19 protein-coding genes are annotated in these 23701 nt (G+C 69.0%); 16 read left to right on the plus strand and 3 right to left on the minus strand.

Features of this window, described 5'->3' with window-relative positions; translation table 11 throughout:
• Window positions 1-6: 6 nt before the first annotated feature.
• The 9 genes from GA0070604_RS10795 (at window position 7) to GA0070604_RS10840 (ending at window position 11175) form a co-directional block, all read left to right on the plus strand.
• Window positions 7-1194, plus strand: a complete 1188-nt coding sequence (locus GA0070604_RS10795) for an acyl-CoA dehydrogenase family protein (protein WP_091117829.1) — start codon at window positions 7-9, stop codon at window positions 1192-1194.
• Between the two features lie 17 nt (window positions 1195-1211).
• The gene (locus GA0070604_RS10800; RefSeq protein ID WP_091117830.1) at window positions 1212-2594 is read left to right on the plus strand and encodes an MmgE/PrpD family protein; all 1383 of its coding nucleotides are present in this window, start codon (window positions 1212-1214) and stop codon (window positions 2592-2594) included.
• Window positions 2591-3733 carry a beta/alpha barrel domain-containing protein gene (locus GA0070604_RS10805; protein WP_091117831.1) on the plus strand — a complete coding sequence of 381 codons (1143 nt, stop codon included), beginning with the start codon at window positions 2591-2593 and terminating at the stop codon, window positions 3731-3733. The genes GA0070604_RS10800 and GA0070604_RS10805 overlap by 4 nt, the downstream gene beginning before the upstream one ends.
• Window positions 3730-4944, plus strand: coding sequence for a CaiB/BaiF CoA transferase family protein (locus GA0070604_RS10810; RefSeq protein ID WP_091117832.1), 1215 nt, complete (start codon window positions 3730-3732; stop codon window positions 4942-4944). The genes GA0070604_RS10805 and GA0070604_RS10810 overlap by 4 nt, the downstream gene beginning before the upstream one ends.
• Window positions 4941-5744 carry an enoyl-CoA hydratase/isomerase family protein gene (locus GA0070604_RS10815; RefSeq protein ID WP_091117833.1) on the plus strand — a complete coding sequence of 268 codons (804 nt, stop codon included), beginning with the start codon at window positions 4941-4943 and terminating at the stop codon, window positions 5742-5744. The genes GA0070604_RS10810 and GA0070604_RS10815 overlap by 4 nt, the downstream gene beginning before the upstream one ends.
• Before the next feature lie 8 nt (window positions 5745-5752).
• Window positions 5753-7216, plus strand: coding sequence for an aldehyde dehydrogenase family protein (locus tag GA0070604_RS10820; protein ID WP_091117834.1), 1464 nt, complete (start codon window positions 5753-5755; stop codon window positions 7214-7216).
• An 86-nt stretch (window positions 7217-7302) separates the two neighbouring features.
• The gene (locus tag GA0070604_RS10825; RefSeq protein ID WP_091117835.1) at window positions 7303-8082 is read left to right on the plus strand and encodes an electron transfer flavoprotein subunit beta/FixA family protein; all 780 of its coding nucleotides are present in this window, start codon (window positions 7303-7305) and stop codon (window positions 8080-8082) included.
• A 9-nt stretch (window positions 8083-8091) separates the two neighbouring features.
• Window positions 8092-9051 (plus strand): electron transfer flavoprotein subunit alpha/FixB family protein, encoded by a 960-nt coding sequence (locus tag GA0070604_RS10830; RefSeq protein ID WP_091115428.1) that lies wholly within the window; start codon window positions 8092-8094, stop codon window positions 9049-9051.
• A 597-nt stretch (window positions 9052-9648) separates the two neighbouring features.
• Window positions 9649-11175, plus strand: a complete 1527-nt coding sequence (locus GA0070604_RS10840; RefSeq protein ID WP_091117836.1) for an alpha-N-arabinofuranosidase — start codon at window positions 9649-9651, stop codon at window positions 11173-11175.
• Between the two features lie 158 nt (window positions 11176-11333).
• Here the strand turns inward: GA0070604_RS10840 and GA0070604_RS32945 are convergent, their stop codons facing one another.
• Window positions 11334-11729: a hypothetical protein gene (locus tag GA0070604_RS32945; protein ID WP_208602377.1), complete on the minus strand. Its 396-nt coding sequence runs from the start codon at window positions 11727-11729 to the stop codon at window positions 11334-11336.
• On the opposite strand from GA0070604_RS32945, the gene GA0070604_RS33905 reads away from it, so the two are divergent.
• Window positions 11722-11913: a non-reducing end alpha-L-arabinofuranosidase family hydrolase gene (locus GA0070604_RS33905; protein WP_279615722.1), complete on the plus strand. Its 192-nt coding sequence runs from the start codon at window positions 11722-11724 to the stop codon at window positions 11911-11913. The two genes, GA0070604_RS32945 and GA0070604_RS33905, sit on opposite strands and share 8 nt — an antisense overlap.
• Before the next feature lie 81 nt (window positions 11914-11994).
• On the opposite strand, the gene GA0070604_RS10850 is transcribed toward GA0070604_RS33905, so the two are convergent.
• Window positions 11995-14376: a glycoside hydrolase family 95 protein gene (locus GA0070604_RS10850; protein WP_167363426.1), complete on the minus strand. Its 2382-nt coding sequence runs from the start codon at window positions 14374-14376 to the stop codon at window positions 11995-11997.
• Window positions 14377-14851: 475 nt separating this feature from the next.
• Here GA0070604_RS10850 and GA0070604_RS10855 point away from each other — a divergent pair, with 475 nt between their 5' ends.
• From GA0070604_RS10855 to GA0070604_RS10880, 6 genes are all read left to right on the plus strand, one after another.
• On the plus strand, window positions 14852-16117 hold the full coding sequence (locus GA0070604_RS10855; protein WP_091117838.1) for an ABC transporter substrate-binding protein: 1266 nt from the start codon (window positions 14852-14854) through the stop codon (window positions 16115-16117).
• 70 nt (window positions 16118-16187) lie between these two features.
• The gene (locus GA0070604_RS10860; protein WP_091127025.1) at window positions 16188-17141 is read left to right on the plus strand and encodes an ABC transporter permease subunit; all 954 of its coding nucleotides are present in this window, start codon (window positions 16188-16190) and stop codon (window positions 17139-17141) included.
• Between the two features lie 68 nt (window positions 17142-17209).
• A complete protein-coding gene (locus tag GA0070604_RS10865) occupies window positions 17210-18007 on the plus strand; it encodes a carbohydrate ABC transporter permease (RefSeq protein ID WP_244161831.1) in 798 nt (265 codons plus the stop codon).
• Between the two features lie 386 nt (window positions 18008-18393).
• The gene (locus GA0070604_RS32325; protein ID WP_167363427.1) at window positions 18394-18540 is read left to right on the plus strand and encodes a hypothetical protein; all 147 of its coding nucleotides are present in this window, start codon (window positions 18394-18396) and stop codon (window positions 18538-18540) included.
• A 415-nt stretch (window positions 18541-18955) separates the two neighbouring features.
• Window positions 18956-20632 (plus strand): CocE/NonD family hydrolase, encoded by a 1677-nt coding sequence (locus tag GA0070604_RS10875; RefSeq protein ID WP_091117840.1) that lies wholly within the window; start codon window positions 18956-18958, stop codon window positions 20630-20632.
• Between the two features lie 528 nt (window positions 20633-21160).
• Entirely contained in the window at window positions 21161-22402 is a 1242-nt protein-coding gene (locus GA0070604_RS10880) for a CE1 family esterase (RefSeq protein WP_244162182.1), read from the plus strand.
• 169 nt (window positions 22403-22571) lie between these two features.
• Here the strand turns inward: GA0070604_RS10880 and GA0070604_RS10885 are convergent, their stop codons facing one another.
• The gene (locus GA0070604_RS10885) at window positions 22572-23429 is read right to left on the minus strand and encodes a PaaX family transcriptional regulator (protein ID WP_341845337.1); all 858 of its coding nucleotides are present in this window, start codon (window positions 23427-23429) and stop codon (window positions 22572-22574) included.
• Window positions 23430-23701 lie beyond the last annotated feature (272 nt).

Below are 23701 nucleotides of genomic sequence, written 5' to 3' on the forward strand. Positions count from 1 at the left end.
GTCCCCATGGCAGATCTCATCGAGTCCTCGGCGTTCCACCTCACCGAGGAGCAGATCGCGATCCGCGAGGCGATCGACGAGCTGTGCAAGCCGTTCGACAACGACTACTGGCGCGCCCTTGACGAGGAGCGCCGCTACCCAGAGGAGTTCGTCAACACGCTCTACGACGCCGGCTGGATGAGCATGTTGATCCCAGAGGAATACGGGGGCGGCGGGGCCGACATCCGGGACGCGGCGGTCGTGCTCGAGCAGCTCGAACGCCGCGGCTGCCACGCGGGCGCCGCGCGGGCCGGCATGTACACGATGGGGGCGATCCTCCGACACGGATCACCGGAGCAGAAGGCCGCATGGCTTCCGCGGATCGCGTCCGGGGAACTGCGCCTGCAGTCCTTCGGCGTCACCGAGCCCGACGCCGGCAGCGACACGACCCGGATCCGCACGTTCGCTCGCCGGGAAGGCGACGAGTACGTCGTGAACGGGAACAAAATCTTCATCTCCCGGGTGCAGCACTCGGACCTGTTGCTCCTGTTGACCCGGACGACCAAGCGAGAGGACTCGGCCAAGCCGACCGACGGCTTCACCGTGCTTCTCGTCGACCTCCGCAAGGCGTTGGCTGACGGCACGATCCGGGCCACCCCGATCAAGACGATGGTCAACCACGAGACGAATGAGCTCGCCATCGAGAACCTCCGCGTCCCGGTCGCCAACCGGATCGGGGAGGAGGGCAAGGGCTTCCGCGTGATCCTGTCCGGAATGAACTCCGAGCGAGTCATCGTGACCAGCGAGTACATCGGTGCCGGCTTCTATCTCATCGGCCGCGCCGTCGAGTACGCGAACGAGCGGGAGGTGTTCGGCCGCAAGATCGGTATGAACCAGGGCGTCCAGTTCCCAATCGCGCAGGCCTACACGAACCTCCAGGCGGCGTCGCTCATGCGGTGGCGGGCGGCCGAGCTGTACGCCGCGGGCGGTAACCCGCGGTTCGAGGTCAACGCGGCCAAGCTGCTCGCCTCGCAGGCGCTCTGGCAGGCGGCCAACGCGGCGTTCGACACGTTCGGCGGCTACGCGGCAGCCGAGGAGTACGGCATCGAACGCAAGTTCCGCGAGGCCCGACTCCCGTCGACCGCACCTATCAGCAACAACATAGTCCTGGCCGGCATCGCCCACGGCACGCTCGGCCTGCCGAAGTCGTTCTGAGCGCCGTGACGTCCGCCATGACCGAGACCGGTGTCACCGAAGTGCTCGCAAACTTCGCCGTCGGGGAGGACACCCCGCACGGTGACCACGCCGCCGAGGTATCCCGGGCGCTTGTCGACACGGTCGCCGTATCAGTCGGCGCCGCGGGCACGGACGGCGAACGGATTCTCCGGACGTGGGCCGAGCGCGAGACCGCTGCCGGACCGGCGACCGTGTGGACGTCGGGCCGTGGCACCTCCGCCTCGCTCGCAGCGCTCGTGAACGGCACCGCCGCCCACCTGCTCGACTACGACGACATCTCGCCGAGCATGCCCCTGCACCCCAGTGCCGTACTCATGCCCGCCCTGGTCGCCGTGGCCGAGACGCGCGACGTACCTCCCGAGCGTTTCGTCGACGCGTACGACGTCGGCGCCGCAACTTTCCGCGCCGTCGCCGAGGTGCTCCCACAGCACGTGCACTACGCGCGTGGCTGGCACACCACGTCGACTGTCGGCCGAGTCGCGGTCGTGGCGGCGCTCGCACGGCTGGTCGACGCCCGTCCCGACGTGGCACGGAACGCGCTCGGCATCGCCGCGTCGCTGGTCGCGGGCAGCCGCCAGAACTTCGGATCGATGACCAAGCCCCTGCACGCCGGCACGGCCGCCCGCGACGGCGTCCTGGCGCTGGAGCTCGCGGAGGCGGGATTCACCGCGAACCCGTCCGAACTCGAGTCGGCGGGCGGCTTCCTGGAGCGCTACGGCGACCCGGACCTGTCGCCGGTGGGCTCGACGGCCGACACCCTCGGCGAGCGGCTGGAGTACTGGATCGACGCCTGGATCGACGACTGGGGACTCAAGCGATATCCGAGCTGCTACGCGACCCACCGCGGCATCGACGCGATCCTGCAGCTGCGCGGGCGGTTGGCTGGGCGCGTCCCGACCAGCATCACCGCCACCCTTCACCCGCGCGGCACCCGGGCCCTGCGGGACAGCGCGCCGGCCACACCCACACAGGCGAAGTTCAGCCTCGAGTACACCCTCGCGGCTGCCTACCTGCGCGGCGACGTGGCACTCGCAGACTTCACCGACGACGGCTTCGACGACCCTGCCGTTCACGCGCTGATGGGCTCGGTGACGGTACGAGAGAATCCCGTGCCGCCGGCGGGGCCAGCGGGCTTCACGACTGGATACACCGTGGTCCAGCTCGCGTTCGCCGACGGGACCACCGCGTCGGCGCGGGTCGACGTCACGCACGGCCAGTCGAGCCGCCCGCTCACCGATGTCGAACTGCGCACGAAGTTCCAGGACTGCTGTGCTGCCGGAGGGCTCGGCGCCGAGGAGACCGAGCGGCTGTACGCCGCGGTCGCCGACAGGCCTGGGCCAGCGTTCACCGCATCCATTCCGAGGAAGGGGCACCGATGACCACCGGCAAGCCGACCGTTGTCGTTCAGGAGGAGGGCATGCGCGAGGGCATGCAGATCGAGAGCGCGGACATCCCCGTGGCCGAGAAGATCCGACTCCTCGACGCGCTCTCGAAGACCGGCCTGAAGCGGATCATCGTCGGGGCCTTCGTCAGCCCGAAGTGGGTCCCGCAGATGGCCCGGGTCGAGGAGGTCATCGAAGGTTTCACGCCGGTCGACGGGGTGCAGTACACCGCGATCGTGCTCAACCCGAAGGGCGCGGAGCGGCGGGCGGCGTACGGCCACAAGCTGACGCTCCCGGATCCGACCCTCGGACGGACCAAGGTGCACCTCTGCGACGTCTTCGTGCGGCGGAACATCAATCGCAGTCAGGCCGACGAGATCGACTCCATCCCGCAGGCGATCGAGGCGGCGCGGGCCGCCGGGGCGACCAGGGCAGAGATCTCAATCAACGCGGCCTGGGGCTCCAACTGGCTCGGGAAGTTCGACGAGGACGAGCGCATGCGGCTCCTTCAGCTGCAGTACGACGCCTGGTCGGCGGCGGCAATCCCCGTCACCCAGATCCACCTGGGCGACCCGATGAGCTGGAACACCCCAGCGGCCGTCCGGTCGATGTTCCGCCGCATCCTCGCGACCTGGCCCGAGGTCCGCGACTTCCACCTCCACCTGCACGACGCGCGGGGCATGGCGATGCTCTCGGCGTACACCGCGATCCAGGAGCTCGACGAGCGCCACACGCTGCTCCTCGACACGGCGATCGGCGGCATGGGCGGTTGCCCGTACTGCGGCAACGGCCGCGCCACCCGGATGATCCCGACGGAGGACTTCGCCCACCTCATGGAGGCCGAGGGCATCGAGACCGGCCTGGACGTGACGGCCCTCGTCGAGGCCGGCGTGATCGCGCAGGAGGTCGTCGGTCACGAGCTGTGGTCAAAGGTGACCGCCGCAGGTCCGCGCCCGACCGGACGCGACGTGTACCCGATGGACATGCCGTTCGTGGAGACGTTTGAGCAGGCCCAGCATTTCCGGCTCGGCCCGTCGGTGTACGAGGGCGCGCTGTCGCCGTGGCGGCAGCCCGTGCGGTCCACAGCCCGGGACGAGTACGAGGCGCGGCTCGCCGCGCAAGAGGAGAAGGCGTGAGCGCGAACTCGCTGAGTGACATCCGCGTTATCGAGATCGGCACCAGCATCGCCGTGCCGTACGGCTGCCAGATCCTGGCCGACTTCGGCGCCGAGGTCATCAAGGTCGAACGGTGCGGCGGTGGCGACGAGGCTCGGCGCTGGGCGCCGGTGCGGGAGGGCGTTTCCGTCACGTTCCTCGCGTTCAACCGGCACAAGAAGTCGGTCGTCATCGACTACAAGGACGCCCGTGGCAAGCAGGTTCTCGAGGAGCTGATCGCCTCGGCCGACGTCGTGGTACAGAACCTGCGGCCGGGTGCGCTCGCCGCGGCCGGCTTCGACTGGGAACGGCTCCGGGAACTCAACCCGCGCCTGATCTACGTGGAGATGACCGGGTACGGGCGGACCGGCCCGCGGCACCTGCAGCCGGCCTACGACGCGATGCTGCAGGCATACTCGGGCGTCGTCGCCATGACCGGGTCGGACGACGGACCGCCGGCCCGAGTGCCGCTGTCGATGATGGACATGAGCACCGGCATGTGGCTCGCGCTGGGCGTGTTCGAGGCGCTGCGCCGCCGGGACAAGACCGGGCAGGGCGTACACATCGAGGTGTCGCTCTTGCAGACCGCGCTCGCGTGGGTCACGGCGCCGCTCATGAGCGTCGCGGCCGGGGAGCCGGTGCCCGAGCGGCTGGGCTCCGGATTCCGGGGCAACGTCCCCAACGGGGCGTTCCCGACGTCGGACGGCTACGTCTTCCTCTCCGCGGGCAACAACGACACGTTCCACCGGCTGCTCGACGCGATCGAGGCGCCAGAGCTCGCGAACGAGCCGGGCTTCGAGGACAACCTGGCCCGGGTCAGGAACAGGCGTCTGGTCAACGACAGGCTCAGCGAGGCGACGTCGGCGTTCACGACCGACGAGCTGCTGGCGCGGCTCACCACAGCCGGCGTCCCGCACTCGGCGGTGAACACGCTCGACCGGGTGCTCACGGACCCGCAGGTGCAGGCGCTCGGCCAGATCGTCACGGTGGAACACCCGAGGCTCCGGGACCTCAGCGTCGTGAGCGCGCCGATCACGTTCGACGGCGAGTATCTGGAGCACCGCGGTCACGCTCCCGAGCTCGGCGTCGACACCGTCGCCGTGCTCGGCTCGTTGGGGCTGGCCGCGCAGGAGATCGACGCGCTGATCGAGGCGCACGTTATCGAGGCAGCGCCGCAAGGAGTGGCGTCATGAACGACGGACTCGCTGCGGGGGAAGAGAACGAGGTCGTCTACCAGGTCCGGGGCCGGGCCGCCTGGATCACGATCAACCGGCCGCACCGCCGCAACGCGATGAGCCGGAACACGGTCCGGCTGCTCACCGAGGCGTTCGTCGAGGCGGGGGAGGACCCCGACGTTTGGGCGGTCGTCATCACCGGCGCTGGCGACAAGGCATTCTGCGCCGGCGGCGATATGAAGGAGATGGACGACATCGCGCGTGCCGGCCGCCAGGTTCACACGCCGATGACCGGACTCCACCGCGCCCTGCTCGAAGTAATGATCGAGACCTACAAACCGGTGGTCGCCGCGATCAACGGCCATGCGATCGCCGGCGGATGCGAGATCGTCCTCGCCTCCGACGTGCGGATCGCCGTCGAGGGCGCGACGATCGGGCTGACCGAGGCGCGGCGCGGCATGGGCGCGAACTTCGGCTCGGTCGTGCTTCCCCGGCTGATCCCCCGCGCACTGGCCATGGACCTGCTCTACACCGCCCGCACGATTCCGGTGGAGGAGGCGCGGGATCTGGGGCTGATCAACCGGGTCGTTCCGCGTGAGACGTTCGCCGACGAGGTGCAGGCGTATCTCGACCAAATTCTTGCCAACTCGCCGGTGTCGCTGCGCCGCTACAAGGAGATGGCGACGAAGAGCTGGGGCCTGCCAGTGTCGACGGCTCTGCGGCTGAACGTCGGGCCGAACCCGTACACGAGCGAGGACCGGGCAGAAGGAGTGCGCGCGTTCCTGGAGAAGCGGGCACCGGAATGGAAGAACCGGTAGGAGGACCGATGGAGTTGCTCGACCGCGACGTGTGGACCGGCCGGATCGGCGCGGGCGGGTGGGTGCCCGGCGAGGGCACGCAGATCCCGGTCCGCGAAGCCGCGACCGGTGACCAGCTCGGCACCCTCGGCGGCGCATCCGTCGAACAGGTCGCCGAGGCCGCCCGGCGGGCCCGGCTGGCGCAGCACACCTGGGCCGCGCTCCCGCCCGCGCAGCGGTCGGCTGTCCTGAGGGCGGCGGCCGACGTGTTCGAGCGGGAGGCCGAGCAGATCTCGACGTGGATCGTCCGGGAGTCCGGCAGTACCTGGACGAAGGCGCGAAGCGAAATCATGGCCGCCGCCGCGGAATGCCGGGAGGCCGCGGCCCTGCCGAGCCACCCACACGGGCAGGTGCTTCCGAGCAACAAGGAACGCTGGTCGGTCGCCCGGCGGGTGCCCGTCGGTGTCGTCGCGGTGATCGCGCCGTTCAACTACCCGTTGACGCTCGCGATCCGGTCGGTGGCGCCCGCACTCGGTCTCGGCAACGCGGTTCTGCTCAAGCCCGACCCGCGCACCTCGGTCAGCGGCGGTGTGGTCCTGCGGCGCGTCTTCGAGGCGGCGGGCCTGCCGGCCGACGTTCTTCAGGTTCTTTCCGGTGGGTCCGAGGTCGGCGCCGCCGTCGTCGAGGCGCCGGAGGTGCGGGTCGTCTCGTTCACCGGGTCGACGGGGGCGGGCCGTCGCGTGGGGGAGGCGGGGGCCCGGCTACTCAAGCGGGTCCACCTCGAACTCGGCGGCAACAACGCGATCCTTGTGCTTCCGGGCGCCGACATCGAGTGGGCGGCGGCCGCCGGCGCGTACGGCTCCTTCCTTCATCAGGGCCAGATCTGCCAGACGGCGGGCCGTCATCTGGTCCACGAGTCGCAGTACGACGGCTACGTCGCGGCGCTCGCCCGGATCGCGTCCTCGCTCACCGTGGGAGACCCGTATCGGGAAAAGGTCCAACTCGGCCCGATCATCGACGACGGTCAGGCGGCCGGCGTGCTGTCGATCATCGCGGACACGGTGCGGGCCGGTGGCACCGTCGTCGCGGGCGGCGAGACGAACGGTCGGTTCGTCCGGCCGACGGTGCTCGGCGGCCTGTCGACCGCCATGCGCGCGTGGCGGGAGGAAATCTTCGGACCCGTCGCCCCGGTGCTGTCGTACCGCGATCTCGAGGAGGCGGTCGACATCGTCAACGCCTCGGAGTACGGCCTCTCGGTCGGCATCCTCGGCGACGTCGGCACCGCGCTGTCTCTGGCCGATCGGATCCAGAGCGGCAAGGTGCACATCAACGAGCAGACGGTCAACGACGAGGCGAATGTGCCGTTCGGCGGGGTCGGCGCCTCCGGCAACGGCGCCCGCTTCGGCGGCCCGGACGCGAACATCGAGGCCTTTACCGAGACCCAGTGGGTGACCGTGCGACCCGAGATCGAGCACTATGTCATCCGACCATGACGTTCACCGGCCGGCCGATCAGTGTCCACAGCGTTATGCGACGGCCCGTTGGGGCCGATCAAACAGAGGAAGGTCGTCGAAGCGCGATGAATATCGTCGTACTTGTCAAGCAGGTGCCTGATTCGGGCGCGGACCGCAACCTGCGTTTGGACGACAACACCGTCGACCGCGGTTCGGCGAGCAACGTCATCAATGAGATGGACGAGTATGCCATCGAGGAGGCGTTGAAGATCAAGGAGGCGCACGGCGGTGAGGTCACGATCCTGACCATGGGTCCGGACCAGGCGACCGAGTCGATCCGTAAGGCGCTGTCCATGGGGCCGGACAGGGCCGTGCACGTGGTGGACGACGCGTTGCACGGTTCGTGCGCGGTGGTCACCTCGAAGGTGCTCGCGGCCGCGCTCGGCCAGTTGGGCGCGGACCTGGTGATCTGTGGTGCGGAGTCGACCGACGGTCGGGTCCAGGTGATGCCGCACATGATCGCCGAGCGGCTGGGTGTGGCCGCGCTGACCGGTGCGCGCAAGCTCACCGTCGACGGGTCGACCCTGACGGTGGAGCGGCAGACGGAGGAGGGCTACGAGGTGGTCACCGCCTCGACCCCGGCCGTGGTCTCCGTGTGGGACACGATCAACGAGCCGCGTTACCCGTCGTTCAAGGGCATCATGGCCGCGAAGAAGAAGCCGGTGCAGACGCTCGCCCTGGCTGATTTGGGTGTCGCCGCCTCCGAGGTGGGTTTCGACGGGGCGACCAGCACCGTGCTCGAGCACACCAAGCGCCCGCCGCGCTCCGGCGGCGAGAAGATCACCGACGAGGGCGAGGGCGGCGTGAAGCTGGTCGAGTTCCTCGCCACCGAGAAGTTCGTGTGAGGTCTGGACATGTCTGAGGTTCTCGTCGTCGTCGAAGCCACCCGGGAGTTCGGCGTCAAGAAGGTCACCCTGGAGATGCTCACCCTCGCCCGCGAGCTGGGCACCCCGAGCGCGGTCGTGCTCGGTGGCGCCGGCGCGGCGGCGGCGCTGGGCGCCAAGCTGGGCGAGTACGGCGCGGAGAAGGTCTACGCCGCCGAGGGTGAGGAGATCGACGGCTACCTGGTGGCCCCGAAGGCCACCGTGCTGGCCGACCTCGTCGCTCGGGTGCAGCCGGCGGCGGTGCTGCTCGCCTCGTCCCAGGAGGGCAAGGAGATCGCCGCCCGGCTCGCCGTGAAGCTGGACAACGGCATCCTGACCGACGTGGTCGCCCTCGAAGCGGACGGCACCGCGACCCAGGTCGCCTTCGCCGGCTCCACCATCGTCAAGTCCAAGGTCACCAAGGGCCTGCCGCTGGTGACCGTGCGGCCGAACTCGCTCACCCCGGCCCCGGCCCCGGCCACCCCGGCCGTCGAGCAGCTCACCGTCTCCGTCGGTGACGCCGACAAGTTGGCCCGGGTCGTCGAGCGGGTCGCCGAGCAGAAGGGCTCCCGCCCCGAGCTCACCGAGGCGTCCGTCGTCGTCTCCGGCGGCCGCGGGGTCGGCAACGCCGACAACTTCAAGCTGGTCGAGGAGCTGGCCGACCTGCTCGGCGGCGCGGTCGGCGCGTCTCGCGCGGCGGTCGACTCCGGGTTCTACCCGCACCAGTTCCAGGTGGGCCAGACCGGCAAGACCGTCTCCCCGCAGCTCTACATCGCGCTGGGCATCTCCGGCGCGATCCAGCACCGCGCCGGCATGCAGACCTCGAAGACCATCGTCGCGGTCAACAAGGACGGCGAGGCGCCGATCTTCGAGCTGGCCGACTACGGCGTGGTCGGCGACCTGTTCAAGGTCGTCCCGCAGGCCGCCGAGGAAATCCGCAAACGCAGGTAACCCAAACTGTCGACCCTGCTCTGGGCGGAGGACGACGGATGGCAGGCGCAGCTGAGTTCGCCGGTGGGGGAGTGGCTGACATGGGATGGCATTGGGACGTGATGCGCAATGCCGTTCTGTCCGGATATGCGGACGCCTCATGGCGCAGCACCAGCCAGCTCCGCGACCATCGCGGACTCGCCGCGCGTGGCCTGCGACAACCAGCCGAACACCCGTACCGCACTCAGGTGCAGCAGTCGAACCAATACCCCTGCCATCCTGCGTCACTGCCGCGAAGCAGCAGCTCACATCGTGTGCGACGAGTTCTGGCACGGCTACAGGGGTACGTCGAGACGCATGTGGTGACCCGGCGTAACGCCCGGGGTGGGGCGCAGCGCGGCTGAGCATCTGATCGCGGTTGCGGTGCTTGTACCGGCGTGCAGTCGCCGACGGGCTTATCCCGGAGGCAGACAGTCCCGCGTTGAAGGTGGCCAAGCCGCGGCGGTTGCCGAGCACCGGGCGGGCGTTGGAGGATACTCGGCGAGCCCTCGCTCCCCCCGGGTCAACACAGCCGTCGGCCGCCCGTTCCCCCGCAGACCGCTCTCCCCAAGGACGACCATGACCGCCTCGACCGTCACCGCCGTCATTGACCTCGACCTGATCGGTCCCACTATCTCCCGCCATGTCTACGGCCACTTCGCGGAGCACCTGGGGCGCTGCATCTACGGCGGCTTCTGGGTGGGGGAAGGCTCCGCGACCCCGAACGAGGGCGGGATCCGTCTCGATGTCGTCGAGGCGCTGCGCCGCATCGGCATCCCGAACCTGCGTTGGCCGGGCGGCTGCTTCGCCGACGACTACCACTGGCGCGACGGGATCGGCCCGCGCAAGCTGCGCCCCCGCATGGTGAACTCCCACTGGGGCGACGTGGTCGAGGACAACGCCTTCGGCACGCACGAGTTCATGGCGCTGTGCGAGCTGCTGGGCGCGGACCCGTATATCTCCGGCAATGTCGGCTCGGGCAGCGTGCGGGAGATGTCCGAGTGGATCGAGTACCTGACCCGCGGCGACGACTCCCCGATGGCCGCCCTGCGCCGTGAGAACGGGCGCGACGAGCCCTGGCGGGTCCCGTTCTGGGGACTGGGCAACGAGGCGTGGGGCTGCGGCGGCAACCTGCGCGCCGAGCAGTTCGCCTCGCTGGCCCGCCAGTACGCCACCTACGTCCGCGACCACGGCGACAACACGGTCTACCGGATCGCCGCTGGCGCGAACACCGACGATTACCACTGGACCGAGACACTGCTGCGTTCCTTCGACGACCTCGCGGCGTACGGCTCCCGCGCCTGGCCGTTCCAGGCCGTCTCGCTGCACTACTACACGATGACCCGGGGCTGGTCATCGAAGGGCGCGGCCACGGGCTTCGACGAGGAGGAGTGGTACCTCGCGCTGCGAAACGCGACCCGGATCGAGGAACTGGTCTCGCGCCACGAGGCCGTCATGGACCGCTGGGACCCGCAGCGCAAGGTTGGCCTCGTCGTGGACGAGTGGGGTACCTGGTGGGACGTGGAGCGTGGCACCAACCCGGGCTTCCTGTACCAGCAGAATACGCTGCGCGACGCACTGGTCGCCGCCGTGCACTTCGACACGTTCCACCGCCACGCGGCCCGCGTCGTGATGGCGAACATCGCGCAGACCGTCAACGTGCTCCAGGCCATGATCCTCACGGACCCGGAGACGGGCGCGCTGGTGCTCACGCCCTCCTACCACGTGTTCGCGATGAACCGGGCCCACCATGACGCGGCGTCGCTCGCCGTGACCTTCACGGGCGAGGTCCCGATGCGCGAGGTGGCGGGGGAGAGTCTCGCGACGGTCTCGGCCTCCGCCTCGACGCGCGGCGACACGGCGCTGGTCTCCCTGTCGAACCTCGACGCGCAGCGTCCGACGGCGGTCGTCCTCGACTTGCGCGGTCGCCGCGTGACGGGCTACCGGGCCACCGTCCTGACGGCTGACGCGCTCGACGCGCACAACACGCCGTCGGCCACGGGCGTCGCCCCACGCGAGCACGCCGGGATCACAGACCATCCGCGTGGCCTGGAGGTCGAGCTGCCCGCGCACGCGTACGTGACGGTGGCGCTGGACCTTGCCTAACCGTCGACCACTGGATCGTCACGACCCGCGCGAGCATGTCGTACGGGGTGCCGGTATGCGGCGCGCCGTGTCTCGTGGCCGGTGGCGACGGCCTGTCCTACGACATCGCCGACGGCCTTGAGGGCTCTCGTCTGAGCCGACATCGTCTTCGTCTCCGGCTACCGGAACTGGACGAACCGCCGGCGGCCGTCGTGGACGCGCTGATCGGACGCGGTCAAGGCGATCGGCCTGGTGCTGCCATACCTCGCCGGGAAGCTGTCCGGTGACTCGATCCGGGGATCTATCCCGGTGGGCTCGATCGTCGAGCTGAACACGACGGTGGCCCGCGACGAGGTGCGCCACCGGTCCAGGTCTCGGCGGCCCTGCCGCTCAGTGGCGGCGCCATTCAGTTCTCGCGGCGACGTTTCCAGGGCAGGTGTCATCCCGTGCCCTCCTGTGCCGGCGGCGAGGCTGGCCGGCAGGGTGTCCCGGGTAGACCAGATGCCTGTCGCGGTGACCGCGTGCCGGGCCTTCGACGTGGAGGAAAAGGGGTCGCCGTGCGTGCCGATGTCCACGGCCGGGCCTGCTCGGCGCTCAGGCGTGCCAACCCAGCTCGGCGCACCAGGCGTTGCCCAGCACCTGGTCTATGCGTCGGACGTCAACTCGTCGGGGTCGTACGGCTCGATGATTTTCAGCCCTTTCACGAACTGGTCGGACATGGCCTCGGCCGGGCAGACCGGGATGAGTCAGGGGGCCTGATCCACGGTGATGCCGGGGAGGTGCCCCAGCCGCGCGCCGGCTGCGGCTCGTCCCCGGCGGACAGCCGCGTTCGCCGTGACCTCAGGCAAGGGTGGCGCGCTCTCCGGCGGCGAGGGTGAGACGGCGGGTACGTCGGATCCCATCCCGGTCGCGCCACCGGGCTTCGATGGTGGTGTCCGCGGTGGCCGCGAGTTTCGCTGTCACCACGGACCCGTCCACCCAGGCGAGTTTCTGGACGGTGACCGCGCCTCGGGCCCGCAGGCCGGCCACCGAGCCGGTGGCCCACGCGGTAGGCAGGGCGGGCAGCAGCTCGATGACGGGGGCGGCATCATGCACGAGGTGGCTCTGCACGAGCAGTTCCGCGATGGCCGCGGTGACGCCGAAGTTCCCATCGATCTGGAACGGCGGGTGGGCGCACAGCAGCGAGGGGTACACCCCGCCCTGGTGCTCGGAGGCGGCCGGGGTCAGGTACGCGCCGAGCAGCCGGTGCGCGGCGTCTCCGTCACCGAGCCGGGCCCACAGGCCGACTTTCCAGGCGATCGACCATCCGGTACCGGCGTCACCGCGTTCCGTGAGCGACCTGCGTGCCGCCTCGCGCAGCCGGGGATCGCGGGCGATCGTCTGTCCCGGGTAGAGGCCGACCAGGTGGGACAGGTGCCGGTGGTGCGGCTCGACCTCCGGGTACTCGGCCGACCACTCCAGGATCTGTCCGCGCGAGCCGATCCGTAGCGGCGCCAGACGGGCCAGCGCGGCGCGCACCTCGTGGAGGCTGGACACCGCCACGTCGTCGAGCGGCAACCCGACGCTCTCCACCGCCGCCTGCGCCTCCAGGACGAACTCGAACAGCTCGCGGGCCAGAGTCAGGTCCATCGCCGTACCCGCGTCGACGCTGGCCGGGCCGTCGCCGGTGCGGAACTCGTTCTCCGGGCTGATCGACGGTGAGGTCACCAGGTGGCCGTCCCGGGCATCGACGAGCAGGTCCAGCACGAAGCGCGCCGCGTCCAGTGCGACCGGCAGCGCCACCTCGGCCAGGAAGCTCAGGTCCCGGCCGAAGCGCCAATGCTCGGCCAGATGCAGCGACAGCCACGCCCCGGCCAACGGCCACTGCGCCCACTTTGGGTCGCCGTACCCCTTGCCCACCGGCACCGTGATGCGCCACAGGTCGGTGTTGTGGTGGCAGGCCCAGCCGCGCGCACGGTAGATCCCGCGGGCCGTAGCCCGGCCGGCTACCGCGAGGTCGGTGACCAGGCGCAGCAGTGGCTGGTGGCACTCGGCCAACGCCGTGGTCTCCGCCGGCCAGTAGTTCATCTGGGTGTTGATGTTCACCGTGTACTGGCAGTTCCACGGTGGTGCCACCTGGTCGTTCCAGATGCCTTGCAGGGTGGCGGGCTGGCTTCCCGGGCGCGAGGCGGCGGCGAGCAGGTACCGGCCGAAGGCGAAGGCCAGTGCGCACAGCTGCTCGTCCGGATCGCCTTCGGCACGGCGAGCCAGCCGGACGTCGGTGGGCAGCTCTGGCGCGGCGGCGTCGAGGACCAGGCGTACCCGGTCCATCAGTGCCCGGTGCTCGGCCACGTGAGCCGCGCGCAGCGCCGCCCACCCGGCCGCGCCCGCCACCCGTACCTCCTCCGCGCAGCGAGCGAGGCACGCCTCGGCGTCGCGGGTGGGCGGGGTGCCCCAGTCCGTGAAGCCGGTGCGGATCGCGACGAACACCGTCACAGCGGCGGCTGCGCGTACGGTGAGAACCGGCCCGTCGGCCCGCTCCTCGACCCGCACGGCAGCCCCGTCGCCCTCGACCACGGCCGTACACAAGGCGGCGGCACGCATCGCCGGAATCTGCTCATCGCTCAGTACCACACCGTCGGTACGCGGCCAGGGCACCACGTGGCGCGGTGCGGTCAGCAACAGCGCCAGCCCGGCCTGCCCGTACCCCCGGATTGCCGCCCGGGGCTGCGGTGTCGCCCATCGCAGGTCCAGCCGAAGGCCTTCCTGGTCGGTAGTGGACAGACGCACTACCAAAACCTGGTGTCCGACGCTCGCGAACACCTCCTGCCGGACCATGCCGCGCTCCACCACCGCGACACCGTCGCGCAGGTCCAGCCAACGCCCGTAGGTCGCGCCGGCCGAGCCGTTCCGGTCCACGTGGCTGATCCGCAGGTCGCCGACCGGCTGGTACGCCTCAGCATCAGCACCCTGCGTGCCCCGCAGCAGCGATCCCGCCTCCACCGACCGTCCGGTCCGGACCAGGTCGCGTACTTCCGCCAGCAGTCCGGGCGGCACGTCAGGCGGTGCTGTCTCACCCGGGCCCGACCAGAAGGAGTCCTCATTGAGGCTGATCCGTTCGTCCGGAAACCGGCCATGCACCATGGCGCCCAGCCGGCCGTTGCCCACCGGCAGCGCCTCTTGCCAGCCTCCCGCCGCAGCCAGGAACCTCAGCTCCGCGCGCGGCTCCCGTAGCATCCGCATCTCCATGCTCCCGTCCGATGAACCGCCCAGGACGGCGGCGAAGCCGAGCATGCCAGCCCGAAACGTGCCTCGGCGACCCAGCGTCAGGCCGCTATCCCGGAGTGGACGAGAAGGTCGCCAGCGACTTCGTCCTTTCGAAGTGGCACCCATGGTGGGGCTACTCATGTCGAAAATTATCGGCGCTGTTGAGGTCAGGAAGCCCCCCTGTCGGGCCGTGGCCTTGCTGGCAGCAGGGCCGTTGACGAATCACTTGGCACTTAGTAGCCTCAGCGAACGAGATCGTGGTATGTAAAAGTTTCGATAATTTTCACAGCGCAAACGATGATCTCGCAAGCGACGTGGCCCACAGCTGACCCGTCGGTGAGGCGACTCGTCAGCTCCTACCTGCAGTGCCCACCGCTGGTGAGACCTTTACCCTGATTCGCCGCGGTCACCCCCCAGCCGCCGCGGCTCACGATTACCGTATGGAGGGCCGTTGAAACGCGTCCGGACCACCGCAGCCATCATCGCCACAGTCGCGCTCCTCGTCGCCGGCTGTGGGGGATCGGGTGGCAAGTCCAACTCGTCCGATTCGAAGACCTTCGACTTCTGGTCGTTTGCCAACATCAACCAGAAGGCCGACGTCGACGTCTACACCAAGGCGCACCCGGATGTGCACGTCAAGCTCACCGAGGTGGGCAGCACGACCGAGACCGCGCAGGCGCTGACCACCGCGCTGGCCGGTGGCAAGGTGCCCGACCTGGTGCTGATCCAGGCAGACGATCTGCCGAAGTTCATGCAGTCTCCGGATAACTTCGTCGACCTCACCACGCTGGGCGCCGGCAACATCAAGGGCAACTACCTCGACTGGGTGATGGCACAGTCGACGACCAAGGACGGCAAGATCATCGGCGTGCCGACCGACGTCGGCGGCTTGGCGGTCGCCTACCGTACCGACCTGTTCAAGGCAGCCGGCCTGCCCACCAATCGGGACGAGGTCTCCAAGCTCTGGCCGACGTGGGATGACTTCATCAATGTCGGCAAGACGTACGTCCAGAAAACAGGCAAGCCGTTCGTAGACAACACGCCGACGAGCGTCTTCTTCCAGGCGGTCAACCAGGGCAGCGAGCGCTACTACAGCGCCGACCACAAGCTGGACTACGACAACGCACAGGTCAAGGCGGCGTTTGACGTGACGCTGAAGGCCTTCGGCGCGGGCATCTCCGCCAAGCAGGGGTCGTTCTCATCCGGCTGGACCGCGGCCATGAAAAAGGGTGACTACGCGGTGGTGTGCTCACCGTCCTGGATGCTCAGCCAGATGAAGACGAACGCTCCCGAAACCAACGGCAAGTGGGATATCGCCACCATCCCCGGTGGCTCGGGAAACTGGGGTGGCAGCTTCCTCGCCATCCCCAAGCGCGCCAAGCACGCGAAGGCGGCGTGGGACTACATCTCTGAGATGCAGTCGCCGCAGGGTCAGCTGGCACACTTCCTGTCGCAGGGATCGCTGCCCACTACGCCGTCGGTCTACACCGACCCGCAGTTGGTCGGAAGGACCGACCCGTTCTTCAACAACGCACCGGTCGGCAAGATCTACACACAGTCGGTGGTGGGGCTCAAGCCCTTCTACTTCGGTCCGCAGGACGGCCCTATCGGCACCGAGTTCCTCAACACGCTCACCAGTGTCGAGCAGGGCAAGGTGGACCCGGCCAATGCTTGGAATACCGCGCTGACCAATGTCAAGAACGCTGTACGCGGTTGACGGACGACTGATGGGCGGCAGCCGGGTTTGCCCGGCTGCCGGACATGGGGAAGGTAGCGCTTTGACCACCATGCTCGGCCCGGCCGCGGCCGCACCGGAGCTCCCGAGACCCAGCCGCAGGCGGCAGATTCAGCAGGGCGTACGGGAGCGACTGGCACCTTACGCGTACGTCTCGCCGTTCTTCGTGCTCTTCTTGATCTTCGGCCTCTTCCCGTTGCTGTTTACCTTCTACATCTCCCTGTTCGAGTGGGACCCCATCGGCGATCACCACTTCGTGGGGCTGGCCAACTTCTCCGAACTCGTGCACGACCCGCGCTTCTGGGGGGCGCTGCGTAACACGTTCAGCATCTGGTTGCTGTCGACCGTGCCGCAGTTGCTACTGGCGCTCGGCCTGGCGCACCTGCTCAACCATGCGCGGCTGCGGCTGGCCACGTTGTTCCGGATGTCGGTGCTCGTTCCCTATGTCACCTCGGTGGCGGCGACGACGATCGTCTTCGCCCAGATGTTCGACCGGGACTACGGCATGATCAACTGGTTCCTCCAGTTGCTGGGCTTTCAGCATATCGATTTCACCGCGTCGCTGTGGGGTAGCCACATCATGATCGCTACGATGATCGCCTGGCGCTGGACCGGATACAACACGCTGCTGTACCTCGCCTCGCTGCAGGCGGTTCCCCGGGAACTGTTCGAGGCCGCCTCCGCGGACGGTGCGAGCGGCTGGAAGCAGTTCCTGCACGTCACCATTCCCTCACTGCGGCCGATCATCGCATTCACCGTCGTGACGTCGACCATCGGCGGGCTGCAGGTTTTCACCGAGCCGCTGCTGGCCAACCCGATCGGTGGACTCACGTGCGGGGCGGCACGGCAATGTCAGACCGTCACCCTCTACCTTTACGAGCAGTCCTTCGGGCAGTTCCACTTCGGCTACGGCGCGGCGGTCGGTGTCGCACTCTTCGTCATCGTCGTGGCCGTCTCCGGAATCAACTATCTGCTGGCCACCCGCATCCGCTCGGAGCGCCCATGAAGCCCGCACCCTCGACCGCCGTACCCAGGCGGGCCAGGCGGCGCCACGCCAACCGCGTCCCGATCGCGGTGTACGCACTGCTCACCCTCATGGCGCTCGTCAGTGTCTTTCCGCTCTACTGGATGTTCGTGGTGGCCACAACGGACTCCGCTACCGCGACGACTCTCCCACCGCACCTCTCGCCCGGCGGCAACTTCCTGCACCTGGCGAAGCTGGTCTTCACCATCGTGCCGTTCGTGCATTCCCTGCTCAACAGCCTCATCATCGCCACCACGGTCGCCGTAGGCCAGGCAGTGCTCTGCGCATTGGCCGGCTTCGCCTTCGCCAAGCTGTCCTTCCCGGGCCGCAACACGCTGTTCCTCATCGTCGTGCTGACCATGACGGTGCCGGCCCAGTTGGCCGTGGTCCCGCAGTACCTGATCATCTCCGAGTTCGCCTGGGTGGACAGCCTGCAGGCGGTGATCGTTCCCGGGCTGGTCAGCGCGTTCGGCATCTTCTGGATGCGCCAGCACATCGGCAACAGCATCGATGACGAGCTGATGCACGCGGCGCGCGTGGACGGCGCGACCACCTGGCAGATCTTCTGGCGGATAGCCTTCCCGCTGGTACGCCCGGCGGCATTCGTGCTCGGGCTGTTCACGTTCGTCTACGCCTGGAACGACTTCCTGTGGCCGTTCATCGTGTTGAAGTCGCCGGAGAACTACACCGTCCAGATCGCCATCAAGGCACTGCAGCAAAACCGGGACATCGATTTGGGTCTGGCCATGTCCGGCTCATTCCTGGCCACCATTCCGCTGCTGGTGCTGTTCGTCTTCGTCGGGCGCCGCCTGGTGCAGGGAATCATGGAAGGCGCGTTCAAGGGGTGAGGCCCCTTGCACAGGTATCGCCACCGTTCCTGGCCCGGCACCGCCTGTCGGCTCGCTCCAGTACGTCGGGTCGCCCAATGGAAGGTGATTTTGCGAGATTACAACCGATCCCAACTGTCGCGCCGAGCGCTCTTGGGGAGAGGGGCACTAGCGCTCGCCGGGTTATCGGTGGGCGTGCCGGGGGCCGGCGTTCCCCGCGTCGAGGACCTCGGGAAAGCCGGGTGGCGCGGACCCGTTCGGGCCGGTGGTGGTGGCGAACCCCGAAAACGGGGCATCGTACGCACGCGCCGTGCGGCTCGGGGGATCGAGCTCCTTGCGGGCGACAGGGACCTGCGCACCTGGGGACCGTGACCTCGGTGACCCGGGCAGATGGACGCGGTTGTCCTGTGCGATCCCCGGGAGGCTACGGCCGGTTCACCATGCCGCTGGCACGTACGGGATCGTGGCGGGAGCCCGGCCTCGTCTTCGTGGTGACCGGTCCGTACTACCCCGAAAACGGTCCCATCCAGGCCGGCGTGGTGCAACTGCCCTGACACTGCGGCTGCGGTTGCGGCAGTAATGCGCGCCCGCTGCCCGGGTGCGCAGCCTCGGTCCTGCAGATGACGAAGCTCGCCCATCCCTCGGTGCCCTGGGTGGAGAGCTCCCTGTCCATCGCCACCCACAGGCCAACGTCTACCTGTACCTGTCCGGATGGTCGCCGAAGTACTTCCCACCACAGCTCGTGCGGCAGGCCGGCGCATTGCTGCGGCACAAGGTTGCAGTTCGGCTCGGACTTCCCTGTCCTCACGCCCGACCGCTGGGCGGCCGACTCCGCGGCTCGAAAGGTCAAGGACGAGGCACGCCCCTCATCCTCAAGGAGAACGCCCTGCGCCTGCTCGGCCTGGGTCTGACGCGGTGCTTACGGCTGGCGGTCGTAACCTTGATCACCTTCAGAACCAAGGACGAGTGATGACAAGTATCCGCCGCCGGCTGTCCGGCCGGCTCCGGCGTGCCCATCGCCACGCGGCCACGGAGCCCCCGTACGCCTTCACTGTGCGGCGCAAGCTGCGCGTGCCGATGGACGACGGCGTCGAGCTGGTCGCCGACCTCTACCTACCGGTCGGCGCGGTGGAACCGCCGTTGCCCACGATCGTCGTCCGCTCGCCGTACGGCCGGCACGGCTCGCTCACCCACGCGCCGGCGTTGGCCGCCGAGGGGTTCACCGTTCTGGTGCAGAGCTGCCGGGGCACGGGCGGCTCCGGTGGCAGATTCAGACCCCAGCTCGACGAGCAGCGCGATGGCATGGCCACCCACCGGTGGGTACGCCGCCAGCCCTGGTTCACCGGCACGGTCGCGACGTACGGGGAGAGCTACCTCGGCTACACCCAGTGGGCCGTGGCGGGACGGATGCGGCGTGAGGACCCCGGGAACGCCCCCGACGCCCTGTGCCTGAACGTCACGATGGCCGACTTCGGCGCGATCACCTGGAATAACGGAGCCTTTTCGCTGGGCGGCTCGCTCGGCTGGTCGCGCCTGATGGACCTGCGGGGCCTGCGCGGCGTCCTGGTCAGGGCGCGGCTCGCGCGGCGGCGGGACCGGAAGCTGACCGAAGCCTTCGACGTCCTGCCCCTGTCTCGCGGCGACACCGCCGTGGCGGGCCACCCGATCAGCTGGTACCAGGACTGGCTGGCCCACGAGAAGCTCACCGACGACTACTGGACCCAGCAGTCGCACACCGCGTCGGTGCCCGACGTCACCGCACCCGTGTACATGGCCACCGGCTGGTACGACATCTTCCTGCCCTGGCAGCTGCGCAACTACGCCCAACTCGCCGCAGCCGGTCGCCCGCCGCGGCTGACCATCGGCCCGTGGGGCCACGGGAGTGAGCAGAGCCTGTTTCTCGCCGAGTCGATCGCGTTCCTCAAGGAACACTTCGCCGGCGCACCCGCGACCCGGCCAGCGCCCGTTCGCGCCTTTGTCACCGGCGCGGGGCAGTGGCACGACCTACCCGCGTGGCCACCGCCGGGCACCGTGGCGCAGCGGTGGTACCTGCACCCGTCCGGGCTGCTCGACCCGGCCGTCCCCGACGTGGGCATCACCCGCTACACCTACGATCCCGATCAGCCCACACCCGCACTCGGTGGCCCCAGCACGGGCCCGGCCCCTGGGCCGGTCGACAACAGCGCCCACGAACGCCGCGCGGACGTGGCCGTCTTCCGCAGCCCACCGCTGGATCACGCGATTGTCCTCGCCGGGGAGCCGATCGCCCATGTCCGGTTCCGCTCGACGGCAGCCAGCGCGGACGTGTTCATCCGGATCTGCGACGTGCACCCCGACGGCCGCTCCATGAGCGTGTGCGACGGCATCCGCCGCATCGGCAGCATCGGCACCGCGGCCACCGACCCGCAGCCCGACGAGGACGGTTTCGTCGATCTGGATGTACCGCTGTGGCCGGCATTCCACCGCTTCGCTGCCGGCCACCGTCTCGCCGTGCAGGTCAGCTCCGGAGCGCATCCGCGCTACGCCCGCAATCCCGGCACCGGCCAACCCGCCGCCACTGCGGCCACCACGGTACGGGCAGAGCAGGAGATCTCCCACGAACGAGCCCACCCGTCCCGGATCGACCTGCCGGTATGGGCGTCATGAGCGCCGGAGCGCCGCGAACACAGCTGTCAAGGTGCCCGTCCCGCCAGATAACCCGCTCGGTTGGACAACGCCGGGTTCCGTCGCCGTAGGGCTCCAGCGGGCGTTGCTCATCCGTGCCCGAATCGCCGCGGCAATCCCCGACCCCCGCGGCCACCCGTCCGTCCGATCTGTATCAATCAACGTCGATTGACAGATGTCTGTACCGCAGGGACAATATGTGCCCTGTACATGTTCGTCAGGGGCCGGACATCTCGCGGGCTAGCGGCCCCGCGGGCGACGCGAGCAACCGAACAAGCCGTCACGCGTAACGGCTTGCTCGTATCTGTGCACAGCGCGCCGGCGTAGGTGTCGGGCGATGACGGCTGACGTCTCCTTCGACGCCGAACGAAGCGGGGAGCGCCGATGTCCCCGCCGACGGGCGGCGCCCCCTCACAAACAGGGCGCACACGATGTCGCGGACAAACCCGCGACGCATTGCTCGGAAGGAGTGCGATGAGACGCACGAGCAGACGCGGCCGGTACCCCCTGATGGCGGCCGCGGCGACCGCGCTGGCGTTGGCTGGCGCTGCCTTGGTGGTACCCGGCCAATCACAGGCAGCCAACCCGACCGCCGGATGCGGTAAAGCACCGACGCTGGCGAGCGGTACCTACACGATCCAGAGCAGTGGCCAGAGCCGCTCCTACATCCTCAGCGTGCCGGGCAACTACGACCCCAACCACCCGTACCGTTTGATCTTCGGCCTGCACTGGTTGAACGGTACCGCCAACGACGTCGCCACCGGCGGCTCCGACGGCGCGGCCTGGGCCTTCTACGGACAGAAACAACTGTCCAACAACAGCACGATCTTCGTGGCGCCCCAGGGCATCAACAACGGCTGGGCCAACACCAACGGTCAGGACCTGACCCTCATCGACGACCTGACCCGATTGGTCGAGGGCGGCCTGTGTGTCGACACGTCGCTGGTGTTCGCGATGGGCTGGAGCTACGGCGGCGCGATGAGCTACGCGATCGCCTGTGCCCGACCGACCCTCGTCCGCGCCGTCATCGTCTACTCCGGCGCCAACCTCAGCGGCTGTAACGGCGGCACACAGCCCGTGGCGTACTTCGGCATCCACGGTATTCACGACAGCGTCCTGAACATTTCCAACGGTCGCTCGCTGCGGGACACGTTCGTCAGGAACAACGGGTGCGCCGCTCAGAGCCCCCGCGAGCCGACCCAGGGCAGCCTGACGCACATAACCACCGCCTACTCGGGCTGCCGGCCGGGGTACCCGGTCCAGTGGGCCCCGTTCGACGGCGACCACACTCCCGACCCGGTGGACGGATCCACCGCCACCAGCGGCACCCGGACTTGGACCTCCGGCGAGGTCTGGACGTTCATCAGCCAGTTCCAGAGCAACGGCTCACCGCCCAGCTCCGCTCCGCCGAGCTCCACGCCGCCGAGTTCCGCTCCGCCGAGCTCGCCGGCGCCCGGTACCGCCTGCACAGCGAGTTACCGCACGGTCAACTCGTGGCCCGGCGGCTTCCAGGGCGAAGTCACGGTGACGGCCGGCCGCTCCGCGATCAACGCCTGGACCGCCGGATGGACGCTCAGTAGCGGCCAGACCATCACCCAGCTGTGGGACGGCACGCTTACCGTCAGCGGCTCGAACGTTTCGGTCCGCAACGTCTCGTACAACGGCTCCTTGCCGGCGTCCGCGTCAACAACCTTCGGCTTCCTCGCCAGCGGTACACCGTCGAGTCCGTCGCTGAACTGCACCAGCCCATAAGTACGACCGGGAAGCGGCGGACCTGTAGGGGTCCGTCGCTTCGCTGCTGGCCAGCCTGGAGCCAGCACGGTTGTCTACCGGCGGATGTCCTGGCGGATGCCCGTCGTGATCACCGAGTGAATCCTGGCCCGCCACGGCCGGACCGAGTGGAACTGAAGCACCGAGGCCGCTACGCGGTGCCTGCGCCCGCGCTGAGATCCCTGGTCGTATGAGCGCGGATGCCCGGATCGGGTGAGTCGGCGAACCGGGCGACGACCGCGCGGACATGTTCCTGAGCGGGTTCGGCGAGGCCGTCGTAGACCGAAACGAACAGTTCCCGGGCGCGGGCCCGGGGCCAACCGGGGGGCATCAGATGGATGGGCAGATGCGGGTCGAGGACGGGAAAGCGCCGGTAGGTATCCATGACCTCGGTGCGGGTCCCGACCGCCTGGGCGCCAGTGATCCGCCCCGCACGGATGCGCGGGAGCAGCGGCTCCCACCGCTGGATGAACGTCTCGTACTGTTGGGCGATGGCGGCCACGTCCCAGGCCTCGAGCGGGGACCGGTTACTCGTGCTCGCCAGGTCCACGTGACGCGCTCGGAATACGCTCATCGCACCAATGCCAAAGGCCCTGAGGCCATTCTCGACGGTCGGGTTCAGCGCGTCGGGGGAGACCCACAGCCCGTCGAACAGCGACGCGAAGCCCAGCCATCGCAGCTGGTCCCGCAGCGCGCGCCGGTGACCGTTCGCCTCCTGGGGCAAGGAGAAGGCGACCAACGTCCAGCACCCGTCCCACGAGTCCAGCCCGGCGGCGAATCCGACGATCCACGCTCCGCCGCTCACCAGTTCGTCGGCGGCCGCCTGGGTCAGCCGGTACGAGCTGTGCCGCCCTTCCCGGCAACTCTCGAGGACTCCTCGGCGGGCCAGCCGGCTGATGGCCGTGCGGGCTCCGGCGGTGCTGACCCCTGTCTCACCCAGCAGCGCGACGATCGACGCCGAGGGCAGCCAGGCACGCGTACGCGCGGTGTAGTCCGCTATCAAGGTCATTGCCATGCCCTGCGGTGAGCTGCCTGCCTGGCGACGGGGTAGCCGTACTGAGCCGGCGAGGTCGGAGACTATTTCCTCCATTTCATACGGGATTACCACGGTACGCTCCGATGCTCGAGGTTGGACAGGGCCGACGACATCGACAGGTCCATGATTATGCGCGGCGACCCATGGTGCCTGGCCGACGCCTTGGGGGCCCGGGGGAGCCCCGCCGGCGGGCAGCGGACGAGCCCCGGGGTCGGATGTCGCGATTCCGCGCCGCCTGACTCCGG

It is taken from the genome of Micromonospora eburnea (genome assembly GCF_900090225.1).
GTDB classification, from domain to species: Bacteria; Actinomycetota; Actinomycetes; order Mycobacteriales; family Micromonosporaceae; genus Micromonospora; species Micromonospora eburnea.